General features: G+C 73.5%; 14 protein-coding genes and 2 pseudogenes. 7 read left to right on the forward strand and 9 right to left on the reverse strand.

What is annotated here, in order from left to right; translation table 11 throughout:
- Positions 1-145 precede the first annotated feature (145 nt).
- On the forward strand, positions 146-643 hold the full coding sequence (locus K7787_RS19235; RefSeq protein ID WP_223002321.1) for a hemerythrin domain-containing protein: 498 nt from the start codon (positions 146-148) through the stop codon (positions 641-643).
- Between the two features lie 165 nt (positions 644-808).
- On the opposite strand, the gene K7787_RS19240 is transcribed toward K7787_RS19235, so the two are convergent.
- From K7787_RS19240 to K7787_RS19250, 3 genes and pseudogenes are all read right to left on the reverse strand, one after another.
- Complete coding sequence (locus tag K7787_RS19240; RefSeq protein ID WP_019979927.1) at positions 809-1,270, reverse strand: ATP-binding protein; 462 nt, start codon at positions 1,268-1,270, stop codon at positions 809-811.
- Between the two features lie 185 nt (positions 1,271-1,455).
- Positions 1,456-2,685, reverse strand: a complete 1,230-nt coding sequence (locus tag K7787_RS19245) for an SUKH-4 family immunity protein (protein WP_223002322.1) — start codon at positions 2,683-2,685, stop codon at positions 1,456-1,458.
- A 43-nt stretch (positions 2,686-2,728) separates the two neighbouring features.
- A pseudogene (locus K7787_RS19250) lies at positions 2,729-2,887 on the reverse strand (MATE family efflux transporter); the annotation flags it as partial.
- 106 nt (positions 2,888-2,993) lie between these two features.
- Here K7787_RS19250 and K7787_RS19255 point away from each other — a divergent pair.
- Complete coding sequence (locus K7787_RS19255) at positions 2,994-4,319, forward strand: hypothetical protein (RefSeq protein WP_223002323.1); 1,326 nt, start codon at positions 2,994-2,996, stop codon at positions 4,317-4,319.
- A 159-nt stretch (positions 4,320-4,478) separates the two neighbouring features.
- Here the strand turns inward: K7787_RS19255 and K7787_RS19260 are convergent, their stop codons facing one another.
- A complete protein-coding gene (locus K7787_RS19260; RefSeq protein WP_223002324.1) occupies positions 4,479-5,675 on the reverse strand; it encodes an FAD-dependent monooxygenase in 1,197 nt (398 codons plus the stop codon).
- Positions 5,676-5,771: 96 nt separating this feature from the next.
- Positions 5,772-6,476, reverse strand: coding sequence for a ferredoxin reductase domain-containing protein (locus tag K7787_RS19265; protein ID WP_043262184.1), 705 nt, complete (start codon positions 6,474-6,476; stop codon positions 5,772-5,774).
- 153 nt (positions 6,477-6,629) lie between these two features.
- On the opposite strand from K7787_RS19265, the gene K7787_RS19270 reads away from it, so the two are divergent.
- The gene (locus K7787_RS19270) at positions 6,630-7,253 is read left to right on the forward strand and encodes a TetR/AcrR family transcriptional regulator (RefSeq protein WP_308036392.1); all 624 of its coding nucleotides are present in this window, start codon (positions 6,630-6,632) and stop codon (positions 7,251-7,253) included.
- Positions 7,254-7,317: 64 nt separating this feature from the next.
- Here the strand turns inward: K7787_RS19270 and K7787_RS19275 are convergent, their stop codons facing one another.
- The 3 genes from K7787_RS19275 to K7787_RS19285 form a co-directional block, all read right to left on the reverse strand.
- Entirely contained in the window at positions 7,318-8,526 is a 1,209-nt protein-coding gene (locus K7787_RS19275) for an FUSC family protein (RefSeq protein WP_223002325.1), read from the reverse strand.
- On the reverse strand, positions 8,523-9,971 hold the full coding sequence (locus tag K7787_RS19280; RefSeq protein ID WP_223002326.1) for a sugar porter family MFS transporter: 1,449 nt from the start codon (positions 9,969-9,971) through the stop codon (positions 8,523-8,525). The genes K7787_RS19275 and K7787_RS19280 overlap by 4 nt, the downstream gene beginning before the upstream one ends.
- Before the next feature lie 280 nt (positions 9,972-10,251).
- Positions 10,252-11,298, reverse strand: a complete 1,047-nt coding sequence (locus K7787_RS19285; RefSeq protein ID WP_223002327.1) for a glucose 1-dehydrogenase — start codon at positions 11,296-11,298, stop codon at positions 10,252-10,254.
- Positions 11,299-11,608: 310 nt separating this feature from the next.
- Here K7787_RS19285 and K7787_RS19290 point away from each other — a divergent pair, with 310 nt between their 5' ends.
- The gene (locus K7787_RS19290) at positions 11,609-12,166 is read left to right on the forward strand and encodes an NUDIX hydrolase (RefSeq protein ID WP_223002328.1); all 558 of its coding nucleotides are present in this window, start codon (positions 11,609-11,611) and stop codon (positions 12,164-12,166) included.
- A gap of 42 nt (positions 12,167-12,208) precedes the next feature.
- A pseudogene (locus K7787_RS19295) lies at positions 12,209-13,336 on the forward strand (helix-turn-helix transcriptional regulator); the annotation flags it as partial.
- Positions 13,337-13,684: 348 nt separating this feature from the next.
- Here the strand turns inward: K7787_RS19295 and K7787_RS19300 are convergent.
- Positions 13,685-14,782, reverse strand: a complete 1,098-nt coding sequence (locus K7787_RS19300) for an SDR family oxidoreductase (protein WP_247721071.1) — start codon at positions 14,780-14,782, stop codon at positions 13,685-13,687.
- A gap of 201 nt (positions 14,783-14,983) precedes the next feature.
- On the opposite strand from K7787_RS19300, the gene K7787_RS19305 reads away from it, so the two are divergent.
- Together K7787_RS19305 and K7787_RS19310 are read left to right on the forward strand one after the other, a co-directional pair.
- Entirely contained in the window at positions 14,984-16,114 is a 1,131-nt protein-coding gene (locus tag K7787_RS19305; protein ID WP_308036393.1) for a class I mannose-6-phosphate isomerase, read from the forward strand.
- A gap of 106 nt (positions 16,115-16,220) precedes the next feature.
- Positions 16,221-17,030 (forward strand): methyltransferase domain-containing protein, encoded by an 810-nt coding sequence (locus K7787_RS19310; protein WP_223002329.1) that lies wholly within the window; start codon positions 16,221-16,223, stop codon positions 17,028-17,030.
- Positions 17,031-17,102 lie beyond the last annotated feature (72 nt).

The following is a 17,102-nucleotide window of genomic DNA, read 5'->3' on the forward strand; positions in this document are numbered from 1 at the left end:
CCGCTGCCGGCCACCGTGACCGCCCCGCCGGACGCGCGGGCCGGGCTCGATACAGCCGCACGGCCCGGCGGACGGCACAGGTCTCACCTGCGAGAACCGGGGTATGCGGGGGTGAACGCACTGTCGCCGAGGAGTGGGAGTCGCTGTGCCGGCAACTGACGTCGTCGAACTCATCCTGAAGGACCACCGGAAGATGGAGGACCTCTTCCGCATCCTGCGCAATGTCGAGGCCGACCGCGGCGCCGCCCTCCAGGACTTCGCGCACCTCCTGATCGCCCACGCCTCGGCCGAGGAGGACGAGGTCTATCCGGCGCTGCGCCGCTACAAGAACGTGGACGACGACGAGGTGGACCACGGCGTGCACGAACATCACGAGGCCAACGAGGCGCTGCTCGCCCTGCTGGAGGTCGGGGACACCGGCTCCGAGGAGTGGGACGAGAAGCTGGAGGAACTGGTCACGGCCGTCAACCATCACGCGGACGAGGAGGAGCGGACGCTGCTCAACGACGCCCGGGAGAACGTGGCCGAGGACCGCCGCTCCCAGCTGGGCGAGGCGTTCCGCGAGGCCCGTGCGAAGTATCTGGCCGAGGGCTGTGGAAGCATCGAGAACGTGCGCAAGCTGGTCGCCGCCGCGGACGAGTGACCCCGGGACCCGGCGCCCGCACCGGCGCCGACGGGCGGTGCCCCGGAGGGCAAGAGTGACCCGGGGGGCAAGGGCGACCGGAGGGCAAGGGCGACCGCCGACGGGCGGTGACCCGGAGGGCAAGGGCGACCGGAGGGCAGAGGCGACCCGGAGGTCAAAGCGAGGTCAGGGGCCGGGCGGCAGGTCGTCGAAAAGGGCGATGGTGGCGGTGAGGCACTTGCCGGTCGGCTCGCGCCGGGCCTCGAAGGCCAGTGCGACGGCCTTGACGATCTCCAGTCCGTGCTGGCCGACCCGGTGGGCGTCGGCGTCCCTGGCCACGGGGAGGACGGGATCGGTGTCCCGCACCGCCACCACCACCGCGTTCCGCGAGAGCCGCAGTTCCAGGGAGACGGGTCCGGGGGCGTACTTGCGGGCGTTGGTGACCAGCTCGCTGACCACCAGCTGGGCGTCGCCGAGGGCGCGCGCCGAGACGGGTATCCCCAGCTCGGTCCGTATCCGGCCACCGAGGAAGTCGGCGACGAGATCGCGGGCCTCGGCGATGCACAGGTCCTCGCCCCCCAGCGTGGCCGTGACCTCGGTGGGACGGAGAGGAGCAAGGCGGCCGTCGCCGCCGGTGACCGACTCCATAGACCCTCGTCCTCCACTAGCGCTGCGCCCGTCGCATGACACGGAGAAGACCGGCCGCCCCCGATCCGCCTGCTCAGCGTAAGGCAGACTTCACGCCGGCAGCCCACGACGGCGAACGCCGAAGCAACTGTGGCAGCCGTGGGGAACCCGGTCACCTGCACCCGGGCCCCTGGCGGACGCCTCCCTCAGAGCACGCCTCCCGCCTCGTCGTGGAACGCCTCCGGCCAGTACCGGTAGTCGTCCGGGCCCTGTGCGGGACGGCAGGCCACCGGGTCGACCGAGGCCAGCACCTCGATCATGGTGTCGGCGAGCTGGTGGTAGAAGTCCTGGGTGAAGTCGTGCTCCTGGTTCAGTTCCTGTTCGCGCTGGTGCAGCCAGAGGGTGAAGGCGAGCGTGGAGACGTCGGCGTTGACCGGGACGACGTGGTCGGCCTGGAACTCCGTGTAAAACAATGCGCCGGTCCGGCCGTCGATCAGGACCTCGAAGTCGTGGACCAGTCCGCCGAGGACGACCAGGTGCTCCGCGTCCGGCGGCAGCTGTTCGTCGCCCTTCCACAGGTGGGCCAGGCGCGGATCGCTGCGCGACTCGGCCCAGCGCTGCGGGAGGGTGGGCAGCGGCTCCGGGGCGGGGCCGTAGAACATGAACCCGTCGCCGGGCAGGCCCACTTCGGTCAGGAAACGGCGGGTCGGCGCGTGGACGAGGGCCGGTGGCAGGTGGTCGTCGGCGAGCCGGACCATGCCCTCGCCGCCGAACACCTCGTCCAGCAGGCCGTCGGGCAGGTTCAGGGCCAGTCCGCCGCCGGGCCCCGCGATCAGGCCGAGCGGGCGTATCGCCGCCGCTGTCCGCCAGTACACCGGCAGCGGGTGCTCCCAGTCGGAGCGGGGACCGGCCGGGCCCCAGCCGTCCTCGCCCCACTCCTCCCCGGCGAACGCCTCGGTCAGCAGCCGCTCCGCCGTCCGCACCGCCTCGGGCCCCGTCCGCCCGGCCAGGTCCGCGAACCGTCCGCGCAGCGTCCGGAAGTCGTCCACCACGGTGAGCAGCCGGGTGAGCGCCCCGACGGAGGGGGCCAGCGGGAACAGCTCCGCGCCGCCGGGCGACTTCGCGTACAGCCACATGCTGAACACCCGGCCGGTGGTCCCGTCGAGGACGACCTCGTCGCCCTCCTCGTGCCCGTCGACGATCAGACGGCCGATCAGCAGCAGCCGCGCGAGGTCCGGGTCCAGCTCGGCCGGATCGCCGCCCAGTCCGGTCAGATGGTCGCCGACCGTCAGCAGCGTCGGCCGGGCGAGCGGGCGGAAGTCCACCAGTCCGCGGCCGTCCGGCCGCTCGCCGGGCGCCAGGGCGCGGCGGCTCGGTGCGTGGACGAGCGACGGATGCGGTGGACGCTCCGGGATGACGACGCTGGTCTCGATCATGGTTCCCCCGTGTGCTGTGCGGAGTTCGAGCGTGGCCTTCAGCCTAGGAGACCCCACTGACAATGCCGTCGCCCGCGGTCCCGGCGCGGGCCGTGCGCCGGTACATCCGGGCGACGGCCGCGCACTGCGCCGCCATCGACAGCGCCATGGCCAGGCAGACGCCCGGCAGTCCCGCCCGCGACAGGGCGGCGGCGAGGGCGAGAGCTGAGGAGGCGGGAACCCGGGTACGGGACCGGGCGCCGTGCGGAGCACTCCGCCAAGTCGCCGTCCCGGGCGCGTTGTCAGTGCTGTGTCCCACAATGGCCGGCATGATCAGAACGCTTCCGCTGCCCCTGCCCGGCTCGTTGGTCGACGCCCACCGCATCGACCTGTCCGCGCTCTACTCCACCGGGTGGGGCGTGGACGCGTTCGACGTCACGGCCGCGCCCTCCGGGGAGATCTACGCGCTGTACGGCGTGCACCGCTACACCTGGAACGTGGGGGACGACGAACGCGACCCGGCGGTCGCGAACTTCGGCTACCGGCTGCTGACCCGCTACTCGCCGGACGGGGTGCCGCTGGCGACCGCGCTGTGCTGCCCCGCGTACCGGAACGGCCTGGGGGAGGCCGAGTCCGCCGTGGCCAACGGCGACCGCATGACCCTGGCCGTGCTGCCGGACGGCGCCCTCGCGGTCAGCGCCCACCCGGACCGCACCACCCTCATAGCACCCGATCTGTCCTCGGTGCTCCGCGCCTACGACGCCCCCGGCCGCCAGGCGTTCGAGGAGTTCGTCCCGGGCGACCCGTTCGCCGGCTCCCTGACGGTCACGCCGTCGGGCCGGCTGCTGTGCGTGACCTCGGAGTACGGCGTGCACCGGTACGGCAGCTGCATCGCCAACATCGTCGGTGTGGCGGACGACCCCCTCACGGCGGACGCGAAGCCCACCGTCCGGGCCGTCGCCTCGCTCGACCCGGCGCCCGCGCACCAGACCGAGGACGACCTGCGCCCCCATGTCCGCCACCGCGGCGAGCCGGTCGGCCTGGACAACCGGCCCCGGCCCTCTCTGACCGAACTGCTGACGCCCGACACCGACCGCTGGCGCTGGGACCAGTCCAAGCTCGGCCGCCCCGCGGCGCTGTCCGACGAGACGTTCGTGGTCCCCGTCTTCGCCCGCACCTTCCGCGGCGGCAGCCGGGGGCAGCCGTTCGTCTTCGCCCTCGTCGACGACCAAGGGGAGATGACCGGCCGGCTGCACGGTCTGCACGAGTACCGCGACAGCCCGTTCACCGGCTTCTGCTTCAACGTCGTCGCCGACCCCCACCGCCACCGCGCCTTCCACCTCAACCGCTACGGCCTGTACGCCTGGAACGCGGACGGCAGGCTCCGGGCGCGGCTGGACACCACGACGAAGGCGTTCAAGCCGCTGACCCGCTTCACCCTCACCGCCTGCACCCCGGCCGGTGAACTGCTGCTCGTGCACGGCAAGCAGCACCTCGTGCTGTCCGTCCCGGTCCCCGACGAGCTGGGCGACCTGCCCGCGGCGGTCGAGGACGCCCTGCGCGCCTACGCCCGGCAGCGCACGGCCCTGAAGAAGCAGTGGGCGCCCACCGACTGGCACTGGGTCGCCTCCGACCTCCCGGTGCACCGGCTCTGACCCGCGGCCGGCGGCTTCGCAGGATCCGTCAAAGAGGCAGTGCCGCTCAGCGCCGGAACACGCCAGTGAGGTGTCGATCGGATGCGCCCGGCCTGGAGAAGACCTGCTGGGACAGGTCAAGAATCGTGGCGGGATCATCCGTTGAGACAACCGTGAGGGTCATGCGTAGTCGGGCAGTGTGAGCGCGCTGTACGTGGTGTTCTTCGGTTCGGCGGGGAGGGTCGAGAGCGCGCGGAGGGCCGCGTTGCGCTTATGGAGGGACTCGTAGGTGGCGGGGAAGAGGGGTGTGTCGCCCCCGTTCGCGAGTTTCTGGTTGAGGGTGACGAACGGCCGCATCACCCTGTCGTAGGCGTCGAACGCCTCGGTGTGGTCGGCGCGTGTGGCCAGCTCTCCGGCCAGGACATACGCGCCGACCAGGGCAAGACTGGTGCCCTGGCCCGTCAGGAACGAGGGTGCGTAGGCGGCGTCGCCGACCAGCGCGACCCGGCCGTGGGACCAGCGCGACATCCGTATCTGGCTGATGGCGTCGAAGAACAGGTCCTTGGCGGCGCGCATCTCGGCGACCATCCGGGGAATCTCCCAGCATTCGTCCGGGAAGGCGGCGGCGACCAGCTCGCGTTGCGCGTCCGGGGCGCGCAGGACGTCGAAGGGCAGGTCGGGGCGCCTGAAGGAGAGCAGCCCGAACACCTGCTCACCGGAGCCGGCGGCGTAGAGGGCGGCGCGCCGGCTGGGGGTGTTCCACACCATGCCCTCGTGGGAGAGCCCGAGGTGGTTGGGCACGGTGAAACCGGCGAAGCATGCTCCGAGGTAGTGGTGGAAGGGCTCCTCGGGGCCGAAGATCAGCCGACGGGTGTGGGAGTGGATTCCGTCCGCACCGATGACGATGTCGTAGGTGCGGCAGGCGCCGCTGCGGAAGGTCACCTCGATGCCGTCGGTGCGATCGTCGAGGGCGGCGATGGAGTCGTTGAACAGGAACGTGACGGATTCACGGACGGCGTCGTAGATGGTCTCGGTCAGGTCGCCGCGCTGTACCTCGAGGTCTCCGTCCGCGCCGATGGCCATGCTCTCGGCGCTCAGGGCGGCGATGGTGCTGCCGTCGGTGTCCACGAAGGTGATGCGGCGCGTGTCGACATGGGCCTCCCGCAGCTGGGGCAGGATGTTCATGCGCCGTACGACCTCCAGGGCGGTGCCGCGAATGTCGATGGGGTAGCCGCCGCCGCGCACGGCGCCCGCCTTTTCGACGACGGTGACATCGAAGCCGTGACGGTGCAGCCAGTAGGCGATCGCAGGGCCGGCGATACTCGCGCCGGAGACGAGGACGGAGCGGTTGCGGTAGGCGTGGTGTGTCTCGGTCATGTTCAGCCCTTCGGGTCTGTCGGTGTTTTCTGAAGGCATGCCTGCGGAGGGCAGGCTTGCCTGGGGGCTGCTCCGCGCGGGTCGTGGCGGCGGGCGCTACAGCCCGGCCCTGCCGGTGGCCCAGTACGGCCTCGTGGTGATGGCACGGCGCGGCAGGTTCAGGCCGTCGGTGAGCACCCGGCGCTGACGCTGGATCGACTGGGCGTGGCCCAGCAGCACGGCGCCGTCGAGGTTTCCGAGCTCGTCGTTGCCGACGGCCCGTTCGAGCCAGGACTGCAGTGCGTCGCCCGGCGCTTCCGCGGCGGGCAGGAAGCGGTACCGGGGCCAGCGGTCGGCGAGGGGCTCGACGGCGTCCGCCGGCACCTCGACGGCCACGATCGGCGCGTCAGCGCCCTGGGCACAGGCGTCGAGGGTGCCGAGGGCGCAGCCGTCGCCGAGGTAGAGGAGGCGGGTTCCGTGCTCGCGTAGCGGCCGGTGGCGCCCGGCCAGCACCGTCGTGCGGCTGCCGACGCGCAGCCGGCGCATCCACGTCGTGCCGGGCCCTTCGGCCTCGGTGGCGACGAGGATGCCGATGCGTTCGGGGTCCGTGACGCCTACGGTCCGCACGGTGTAGCGACGCCCCTGAGTAGGCGTGGCGCGAATCTGTATCTCGTGGCCGGGATGCCAGCCGCCGGGCGGCGGCTCGGCGTGCATGTCCAGCTCGAGGAAGCCGGGGGCGGGCTCACCGGCGTCGAGCAGGTGAGCCGGCCGCCCCATGGCGGATTCGACGAGATCGCCGATGACGGCGGGCGCTCGCGGCATGAGGGATCCCTCTCTCTTCGGTAGGTCCTGGTCTCTTCGGTAGGCCCTGGCGGTGCCGGTTAGTAAACTACACCGTGCAGTGCAGTGAGTAAACCGCACAGTGTAGAGTTGCCCCCGGAGGTGCCAGTGAACTCTTTCGCCAGGGAGAAGACGGTGCGCGAGGGGTCCCCGGAGAAACGGAAGGCGATCCTCGCCGCCGCCCGAGACCTGTTCGTCCGCGAAGGCGTTGACCGCGTCAGCATGGATGCCGTCGCGACCCGCGCGGCCGTCTCGAAACGCACCGTGTACGACTACTTCGGCGACAAGCGGCGCCTCTTCCTGGCCATCCTCTCCGACGTGTCGGAGTCACTACTGGCCACGGGACGCCGGGCGATCGAGGAACACCTCCCGGAAGACGCACCGATCACGACGGTGCCGCAACTGGAAGCGGCGTTCACCGCGCTGGCGATCGACCTCGGCGCAACGGTCGTCGGCTCCGCCGACTTCTCCGCCGGGTTCGCCCTCGTCGCCCAGGAGCGTCTGCGGACACCGACGACCGAGGACGACATCGAAACGGCGCCGATGCAGGCAGCACTCGCGGACCGCATCGCCCACTTCGCCGATGCCGGACTCCTGGACACGGACAACCCACGCCTGGCCGCCGACCACTTCGGCGCCCTGACACTCCTGTTGGCCTACGAACGCCAACCGGTCCCCGCCAACGCCGACCCTGACCAGATCCGCCAGATCATGATCGACGGAGCCCACGCGTTCATCCGCGCGTACGCCAAGCGCTGAACTCCTCACGAAAATGATCTTTCGGGGACGGCAAGTGTGGTGCCCATCAAAGAGACAGGCTCTGTCAAGCGCCGCGTCTCGAGCCGCCGCCGAGGCGCGGTGCCGAGGTCCAGCGCAGGGTGGGCGGCGCCCCGACCCGTATCCGGGTGGTCCGGGCGCGTACCGCCGCCCGGGCCTCGTCGGCCGGGACGCCGACGAAGGCGAGGACGTCGAGGACGACCATCGTCACTCCGGTGGCGGCCGCGGCGGTCTCGGCCGCTTCCCCGTCCGCCAGGGCGGGCGCGAGAGCGGCGGCGCCGAGGGCGCGTTCGGCGGCGCGTTGCCGTACGGCGTGGTCGCCGGGGGCGGCGGCGAGCGAGCGCAGCGTGCGCGACAGCTCCGCGACGGCGGGCGTGAAGTCGGCCCGGCGGCCGGGGGCCAGGGCGAGGACCGTGCGGGTGAGCGTCAGACAGCTCGCGCCGAGCAGGTCGAGGCCGGCCGCGTACCGGGACTCCCGTTCGACGGGCTCCCGGCGGCCCCACCACACGGGTGAGCGGCGGGCGGCCGTACCGGCGTCGGCGCGGGCCTCGCCGAGTTCGGCCAGGCGGGCGTAGGCGGCGCGCAGATGCTCCCAGGTCCACTCCCGCTGTCCGGCGTCGCCGCCGTCCACCGCCCGTACGGTCAGGGCCAGCGCTTCGGCCAGGTCGGCGAGGGTGCCGGACTCGGCGCGGCGCAGCAGGGCGAGGGGGTGGGCGGGGAACAGCAGCTGGCTGAAGACCAGGGCGACGCCCGCGCCGAGGAGCGCGTCCACGACCCGATTCGAGCCGGCCTGGATGCCGGTGCCGACGGCGATGACGGCGCTCACCGCCGCCTGGGCCATGGTGACGCGTTCGCCGCCGACCACCAGGGCGGCCAGGATCGCGAGGAAGACGGCGAGCGCGATGGTGGGGTAGCCGGGGCCGAGCAGGGCGACGGCCGCCTCGGCGACGAGGACGCCCGCGACGACGCCGGCGACGAACCGCACCGCGTTCGTGCCGCGCCCGCCGCGCGCGGTGTTCAGCGCGACGAGGGTCGTGATGGGGGCGAAGACCGGCTGATGGTGGTGGATGACGTGCCTCGCGATCCACCAGGACAGGGTGGCGGCCACCGTCTGCTGCGCGACGGGCCACAGGTTCTCGGTCACCCGCCGGTACGCCGCCCGCACCGCCGCGCCCGTGCGCCCGGCGGCCCGCGCGATCAGGGCGCGCGGGCGGCGCGGAGCGGGGGCCGGGGCGGGGGCGGGGGCGGGCGTCAACCCCGCTGCCTGATCGCCTCGGGCCTCGGGCCGTGTCCGAAGCGGGACTGGAGGTCCGCGTCCACCGCGCCGTAGTCGCGGCCCTTGGTCTCGGGGACGAAGCGGGCGACGAAGCCGAGGCCGAGCAGGCAGACCACGCCGAACAGCCAGAACGTCTGCCCCTGGCCGATGGCGCCGGCCAGCGGCAGGAACGCCTGGCTGACCACGAAGTTGGACAGCCAGTTGACCGTCGTGGACGCGCTCGACCCCACGGCCCGCGCGGACGGCGGGAACACCTCGCCCACGAGCACCCAGAACACCGGGCCGACACCGGCGGCGTAGGCCGCGATGTAGAGGATCATGAACACCAGGGACAGCGCGGACGGCAGCGCGACCACGAAGCTCAGCCCGAGCAGCCCCACGGTGACGAGCATCCCGAGCAGCGATCCGAGCAGCAGTTTCCGGCGGCCGAGCCGGTCCACGAGCCGGATGGACACCAGGGTCATGACGAGGTTGATCACGCCGATGAAGACCGAGTAGAAGATCGAGTTCGAGGCGGTCAGTCCGGTGTTCTGGATGATGGTCGGCGCGTAGTAGATGATCGTGTTGATGCCGCCGAACTGCTGGATGACGGCCAGGGTGACGCCCACGATCAGCGCGGGGCGGACGGAGCGCGCGGTCAGGGCGCGCCAGCCCTGACGCTGCGGCTCGCCGTCGCCACTGGTGCGCTGCCGCTCCTCCCGTGTGCGCCGGAACTTCGCGATCAGCTGGTCGGCCCGCTGCTCGCCGGTCACGGACGCGATCAACTCCCGCACTTCACCGCTGCGGTGGTTGCGGATCAGCCATACGGGTGACTCCGGGACCAGGAACAGGGTGCCGAGGGTGAGGGCGGCGCCCGGGATCAGGCCGACGGCGAACATGGCGCGCCAGTCGCCGCTGCCGGAGAAGGCGAGATCGACCAGGTAGGAGACGAGGATGCCGACCGTGATCATCAGCTGGTTGGCGCTGAGGATCCGCCCCCGGATCTCGGCCGGAGCGATCTCCGAGAGGTAGACCGGCACCGTCGCGGAGGCCCCGCCGACGGCGAGCCCCAGCACCACCCGGGCGAGGAGCAGCATGCCGTATCCGTCGGCGGACACCGCGACCAGCGTGCCGACGACGAACACGGCGCCCTCCAGGGCGAGCGTCCGGCGGCGGCCCAGCCGGTCGGCGACGCGGCCCGCCGACAGCGCGCCCACCATCGCCCCGATCAGCAGGACGCTCACGATGCTGCCCTGCTGAGCTGCGGTCAGGCCGAAGTCGCGGGTGATGAAGAGCAGTGCGCCGGAGACGACTCCGGTGTCGTAGCCGAAGAGGAAGCCGCCGATCGCGATGGTCGCGGCCCAGCGCAGGATCTTCCGTTTCCCGGCGGCGGGGACGGCCTCCAGCGGTCCGCGGACCCCCGGCTCCCTGGTGAAACCTTGCATACGTCGTTCTCCTCGGCTGGGAGCGGCGGCTCGCGGTGTCCGCGCGGAGGCCGTACGGCGTGGGGCGTGGGGGCGTGGGCGCACCTGTGTGCGTGCCTGTGCGGGGGTGCACATACGTGCGGGCCCAGGCGCCGGTGCTCGGGTGCGGTCCGCCGACGGGTTCCATGCCGAGTCTCGGCGGGTTCCACCGGACCGGCCAGCTCCGCCGGTCCGTCGGAGGGACACGGGCCGCGGCACCCGGGACCCGGGACGGAGCGGAACCGGAACGACGGCCACGACCTCACGTCCGCAGATCGACCACGACCTTGACGTCGTCCGGGTTCTTGCGCAGCGCCTGCGCGTAGTCGTCCATGGGGACCTTGCGGGTGATGAGGCGGTCCAGCCAGGCGCGGTCGGCGGCGGCCAGGGCGCGGGCCGCCTGCTCGTAGTGCCGGCGGGCGGCGTTGACGGTGCCGAAGACGACGGTGTTGCCGAGCACCAGGTGGTTGTTGGCGTCGTCGGTGCTGACGCGAGCGGGCGCCGAGCCGCCGGAGATACCTGTGAGGCAGACCACCGAGTTCGGGGTGGCGGCCTTCGTGACCTCGAAGACCAGCGGGCCGTGGCCCGTGCACTCGATCACGACGTCCGGCGCGACGCCCGCCGAACGCACGTCGCCGGTGTGGAAGACGGCGCCCACGTCACGGGCGAGCGTGCTCTTGGGCGGCCGGTCCTCCCGGTCCAGGACGTGCACCTCCAGCCCCCGCTGCACCCCCATCAGGGCGGCCAGCAGACCGATCGGCCCGGCCCCGGTGACCAGGGCGGTACGGGGCCGCCAGGAGGAGCGCGCGAAGATGTGGTCGGTCTGCTCCCACGCCTTGGCCAGCACCGAGGCCGGTTCCAGCAGCACCCCGCAGTCGCCGAGACCGGGATCGACGCGCACCGCGAACTCCGGCTCCACCCGCCAGTGGCGCGAGCCGTAGCCGTTGCGTTCCTTGATGCCCCGCTCGGTGTAGCCGCCGTTGCGGCAGAAGTCCCATTCGCCCTGGGAGCACGGGTCGCACGGCTCGGGATCGGGCCGCCGTACGATCCCCACGACATGGTCGCCGGGGGCGAACCCGCTGTCCGGCGGGGCCTCCAGGACGGCGCCCAGCGACTCGTGCCCGATCACCAGCCGGTCCTGGCCGGGCGGCAGCCAGCCGTAACCGCGCTCGACGATGTCGACGTCCGTCCCGCAGATCCCCAGGAGCCGCCCCTCCACCAGCAGGGAGCCCTCCCGCTCCGCGGGCTCGGGAACCTCCTCGACCCGTACGCGCCCGGGTTCGCCGGGCACGACCGTGATCGCCTTCATCCGCACCGCCTCCTGCGCCGTCGGCCTCCGGGGACGCGTCCACCACGGGGTACGGGTCCGCTCCCTGCGGGTACGGGTCCGCTCCCGGGCTCGGGTCCGGGGACAGACCGAGGCTCTCCGCTGCGGAATCGGCCCGCAACCGGACGGCCCGGCGGGCCGGACCGCCGGGCCGTTCACCGGACGGGCCGGCAGACCGAGGAACGGGGGAGCTGGCCAGCCGAGAAGCGGGGGCGGCAGGCCGAGGACCGGAGGGCCGCCGGGCCGGGAAATTCGGAGGCCGACGCCGCCGTGCGTCACTAGCATCGGCCGCATGACCACGGCCCACCCCGCAGTAGTCGACGTCCTCGCCCGCCACGCACCGGCCACCCCGGCGGAACGCGCCGACGCGGACCGGGTGAGGGCCCTCCTCGCGGCGCCGGGCGACCCGTGGGACCGGTCCCGCCCGCTGCACGTCACGGCGACGGCGGTCATCGTGCATCCGGGCAGCGGCCGGGTCCTGCTGCGCCGGCATCCGCGGCACCGGTCGTGGCTGCTGGTCGGCGGCCACGGCGACCCCGGCGAGGACGCCCCGCTCGCCGTGGCCCTCCGCGAGGCGCGCGAGGAGACCGGACTGCCCGACCTGGCCCCCTGGCCGGACGCCGACGTACGGCACCTGGTGATCGTGCCGGTCCCGGCGGGCCGGCACGAACCGGCCCACGAGCACGCCGACCTGCGCTACGTCCTGGCCACCGGCGTCCCGCAGGCGGTACGGCCGGAGAACCCGGACGCCCCGCTGCGCTGGCTGACGCCGCAGGCGGCGCGGGAGACGGTCACCGAGCCCAACATCCTGGCCACGCTGTCGCGGGTGGCGCCCCTGCTGGAGCGGTGACACGCCCCGCCGGGCCGCCCCGCGGGACGCGATGATGGGGCCATGCGCGCCGCCCGTCTGATCCGTATGGCCCTCCTCCTCCAGTCGAGTCCCGGACTGACCGCCGCCGCCCTCGCCCATGAGCTGGACGTCTCCGAGCGCACCGTGATCCGTGACGTGCAGGCGCTCCAGGAGGCGGGCGTGCCCGTGCGGTCCGAGCGCGGCCGGGCGGGCGGCTACCGGCTGGCGCCGGGCCACCGGACCCGGCTCACCACGCTCCGCCCCACCGAGGCCGAGACGCTGTACCTCTCGGGCCTGCCCACCGCCCTGCGCGACCTCGGGCTGTCGGACGCGGCGGACACCGCCCGGCTGAAGCTGGCGGCCACGCTGCTGCCGTCGCTGCGCACGGCGGCCGAGTCGTCGGCGCGCCGTTTCCACCTCGACGCACCGGCCTGGTTCCGCGAGCCGTCGTCGCCCGAGCTGCTGCCGGAACTGGCCCGTGCCGTCTGGTCCGACCGCGCCGTCGAACTGACGTACGCCCGACCGGGCCGCGACGGCGCCCCGCCCCGCCCGGTGACCCGCCGGCTCGAACCGTACGGCCTCGTCCTGAAGGCGGGGATCTGGTACGTCGTGGGCCGCGTCCCGGAGGAGCGGGGCGAGGGGGCGGGCGGACGCCGGGCCGGGGCGGGGACCGGAGCCGGGGGCGAGGCCGGAGAAGCGACCCGGGCTGTGGCCGGTACCGGCAACGGCGGCGGCGGCAGTGGCAGGGGTGGTGTCTGGCGTACCTATCGCGTCGACCGCGTCACGGCGCTCTCCCCCTCCCCCGACGCCGACGCCCCCTTCCGCCGCGATCCGTCCTTCGACCTGGCCGCGCACTGGCGGGCGCACTCCGAGGCGTTCGCCCGGGGGATGCTGCGCACCACCGTCACCCTGCGGCTGACCGAGGACGGGCTGCGCCGCCTGCCCGCCGTGCTGGACCCGGCCGCCGCCGGCGCGTTGCCGGTCGGCGCGCCGCCCCGGGACGCCGCCGGGCGGGTCACGCTCGACGTGCCGGTGGAGTCGGAGGACGTGGCCTTCGGGCAGCTCACCGCGCTGGGCGCGGACGCGGAGGTTCTGGCCCCGGCGAGCCTGCGCGCCCGCTTCCGCGCGTACGCCCGCTCCCTCGCGGCACGCTACGACGCGGAGCCGGACGCGCCCGCACCGCACGACCGGGACAGGCCCGCCCCGGAGGAGGCCGATCCCGCGCCGGACGATCCCGAGCTGGCCGATCCCGCGCCGGGCAACCCCGGGCCGGACAACCCCGGGCCGGGCGATCCCGGGCCGGGCGATCCCGGGCCGGAAACTGCGGGACTGGAGGGCACGGAGCCGGAAGCCGCAGGACCGAAGGCCGCGGAACCGAAGGGCGCGGGGCCGCAAGCCGCAGGACCGGAAGGCGCAGGACCACAAGGCGCAGGACCGGGGGACGCGGGGCCGTAAGCCGCGGGGCCGCAAGCCCCCGGAGCCCTGCGGCCCGGCGCCCGGCGGCTCGCGGCCGCGGCCTCAGCGGTAGTCGTCCGCCGAGCCCGGCTTGCCGCCGAAGACGACGTCCTCGAAGTACGCCATGGCGTCCGGCCGGCTGCCGTCCACATCCGTCACCCCGTAGACCTTGGCGAGTTCACCGCTGGAGGTGGACCTGCCGTTCCAGCGGGCGGCCCGGTCCGGGTCGGCCGCGAGCGCGGCCACCGCGCGGGCCAGGTAGGACGGCGACTCGGCGACGGCGAAATGCGGATCGCGGGCGATCGCGTCGCGCCAGGTCTCCTCGGTGACGCCGAAGTGGCCGAGCATCTGCTCCGACCGGAGGTAGCCCGGCGTGACGGCGACCGCCGTGCCCCCGTACTCCCCGAGCTCCTCGCCCAGCCCGAAGGCGATCCGGATCGGGGCGTTCTTGGCGAGGTCGTAGTAGAGGTTCTGGCGGTAGCGGCGGTTGAAGACGGCCGTGCCGTCGGTGACCTCCACGAGCAGCGGGGCCTGCGCGCGGACCAGCAGCGGGAGGGCGAGCGCCGCGGTGATCACGTGTGAGCGCACGCCGAGTTCCAGGATGCGCAGCCCGTCGGCGAGCGGCGTCTCCCAGCTCTTCTTGCCGAAGACGGAACCGGCGAGCAGGTGTTCGCCGCCCCACAGATCGTTGACCAGGATGTCGAGCCGTCCCTGCTCCCGGTCGATCCGCTCGACGAGGGCGCGTACCCGGTCCTGGTCGAGGTGGTCGGTGGGGACGGCGACGCCGGTGCTGCCGGCCGCGGTGACCAGCTCGGCGGTCTGCTCGATGGTCTCCGTGGTCCGGCCGACCTCGCTGGCGTGCTCGCGGGTGGTGCGGCCGGTGACGTAGACGGTGGCGCCGGCCCGGCCGAGTTCGACGGCGAGCGCGCGGCCGGCCCCGCGGGTGGCTCCGGCGACGAGCGCGATCCGGCCGGACAGGGGACCGCGCCGGCTGTCCGCGCCCACGTCCTCGCGCTCCACGGGCTCCACGGGTCCCACGGGCTTGTTCTCCATCCGGTCCATCCGGTCCATCCGGTCCATCCGGCCCTTGCTGTCCTTGCTGGCCTTGCTGTTCTCGCGGTCCTTCTTCGCGGCGTTCTTCTTCGCGGCGTTCTTCTGCATAGGTCCACCGTGCCCGCCAAAGGTGACAAAGTACGTCACCTTTTCCGGGAGCACGCGCAGCGCGTCGTACCGCGACCTCGTTTCGCCGGTCGCGGGGGCGGGAAGTCGGTTCGCCGCACCCCGCCCCTCGCGCTCCCGGAGGTTTCCCATGTCGCAGTCGGCCAGGGTCGGGCCGGGGCCCATCGGAGGACGGCCGGTCCGGTGAGCGGCCGCGATGTGCGCCTGTACCCGTTGCGGCTGACCGTCACGGCCAAGCCGCTGGTCTTCGGCGGTCACGCCCTCGCCCGCCGCCTCGGCAAGACCGGCATCCCGGACTGGAGCGTCGCCGAGACCTGGGAGTGCAGCGACGTGGCCGGACTGAGCGGTGTGGTGACCGAGGGTCCGCTGGCCGGCCGGTCCCTGCGCCAGGTGGTCGCCGACCACCCCCAGGACCTGATGGGCGCCGGCTGGTCGGGCCGGTGCTTCCCGGTGCTGACGAAGTTCATCGACGCCACCGGCTCCCTGCCCGTCCATCTGCACGCGGACGACGAGGCCGCCCGGCGGCTCGAAGGACAGCGCAACGGCAAGACGGAGGCCTGGCACATCCTCGACGCCGCCCCCGGGGCCACCACCCTATGCGGCGTCAGGGAAGGGGTGACGCCGGGCCGGCTGCGCGCCGCGCTGCAGGCGCAGGACTTCGACGCCGTACTGCGCCGCCTGCCGGTGCGCGCGGGCGAGACGATCTACGTCCCCGGCGGCACCCCGCACAGCTTCGGCCCCGACACCCTGGTCTACGAGATCGAGCAGACCTCCGACATCCAGCAGCACGCGATGCGCTGGCGGATGGAGGACGGCTCCCCCGTGAGCGACGCGGAGTTCGACGCCAACCTCGACATGCTGATGCGGCAGGTGCATCCGGAGATGCCGGCCGGACTTCACCCCCGGGCTGCGCATCGCCCTCGGCGACGGGGCCGAGCGGGTCTTCCTGTGCGCGAGTCCCTACTTCGCCCTGGAGCGCTGGACCTCCGCCGGGCCGTTGCGACGCTCCTTCGCCACCGCGCAGATCCTGTCCAACGTCGGCGCCCCGGTGCGGGTGCGGTCAGGCGACTGGGAGGGGGAACTCGGCCGGGCGCAGACGCTTCTGCTGCCCGCGTCCTGCGGGGAGGCCGAGATCACGGGGCCGGCCGACGTCCTGTTCGGCTGTCTGCCGGACCTGGACCGCGACGTGCGCGCTCCGCTGCTGGAGGCCGGTTACCCACGGCGGCACATCGCCGCCTTGGGCGCGGGGAGCTGACCCCGGTCCCCGCCGCCCGTCGCCTGCGGCCCCCTCTGCCAGAATCGCCGCATGGCTGAGCACGACGCGGACACCGGCGCAGGAGCAGAAACAGAGGCAGGGGCAGGGGCAGGGGCAGAGACAAAGGCAGGAAGGACAGGGGCAGGGGCAGGGGCGAACGCCGAGGTGCCGGCGCGGGCCGAGCGCGGTTACCTGCTGGACAACCGGCAGTCCGAGGCGGGGACCCGGTTCGAGGCCCTGGGCGAGCTGTTCGACCCGGTGACGTTCCGGCACATCGACCAGTTCGGGATCCGTGCCGGTATGCGCTGCTGGGAGGTCGGGGCCGGTGGCCCGTCGGTGCCGCTCGGGCTGGCCGAGCGGGTCGGCCCCACCGGCGCGGTCCTCGCCACGGACATCGACACCTCCTGGCTCGCGGGCCTCGCCGATCTCGGCGGCGGCGTGATCGAGACGCGCCGCCACGACGTGGCCGCCGACCCGCCGCCGGCCGGCGGTTTCGACCTGGTGCACGCCCGGCTGGTGCTGGTGCACGTCACCGACCGGGCCGAGGCGCTGCGCCGTATGATCCAGGCGCTGCGGCCGGGCGGCGTGCTGTTCCTGGAGGACGCCGACCCGGCGTTGCAGCCGCTGCTGTGCCCGGACGAGTCCGGACCCGAGGAGCGCCTCGCCAACCGGCTGCGGTCCGGCTTCCGCGCGCTGATGGCGCAGCGCGGCGCGGACCTCGCCTACGGGCGGACCCTGCCCCGGCTGCTGCGCGAGGCCGGTTTCACCGATGTGCGAGCGGACGCCTACTTCCCGATCATGTCACCGGCGTGCGCCGTTCTGGAGGCCGCGACCGTGCGGCAGATCCGCGACCGGCTGGTGGCCGAAGGGCTCGCCACCGACGAGGAGATCGAGCGACATCTGGCGAACGTCGCCACCGGACGCCTGGATCTCGCCACCGCCCCGATGGTCTCCGCCTGGGGCCGCCGCCCGTAACCGCCGCCCCCGCCGGGGTCCCCCAACCCCCTTGCGCATCCGGGCCGTTCGAGGCATCCCGCGGTACGACGC

It is taken from the genome of Streptomyces sennicomposti (assembly GCF_019890635.1).
In the GTDB taxonomy this organism is placed as follows: Bacteria; Actinomycetota; Actinomycetes; order Streptomycetales; family Streptomycetaceae; genus Streptomyces; species Streptomyces sennicomposti.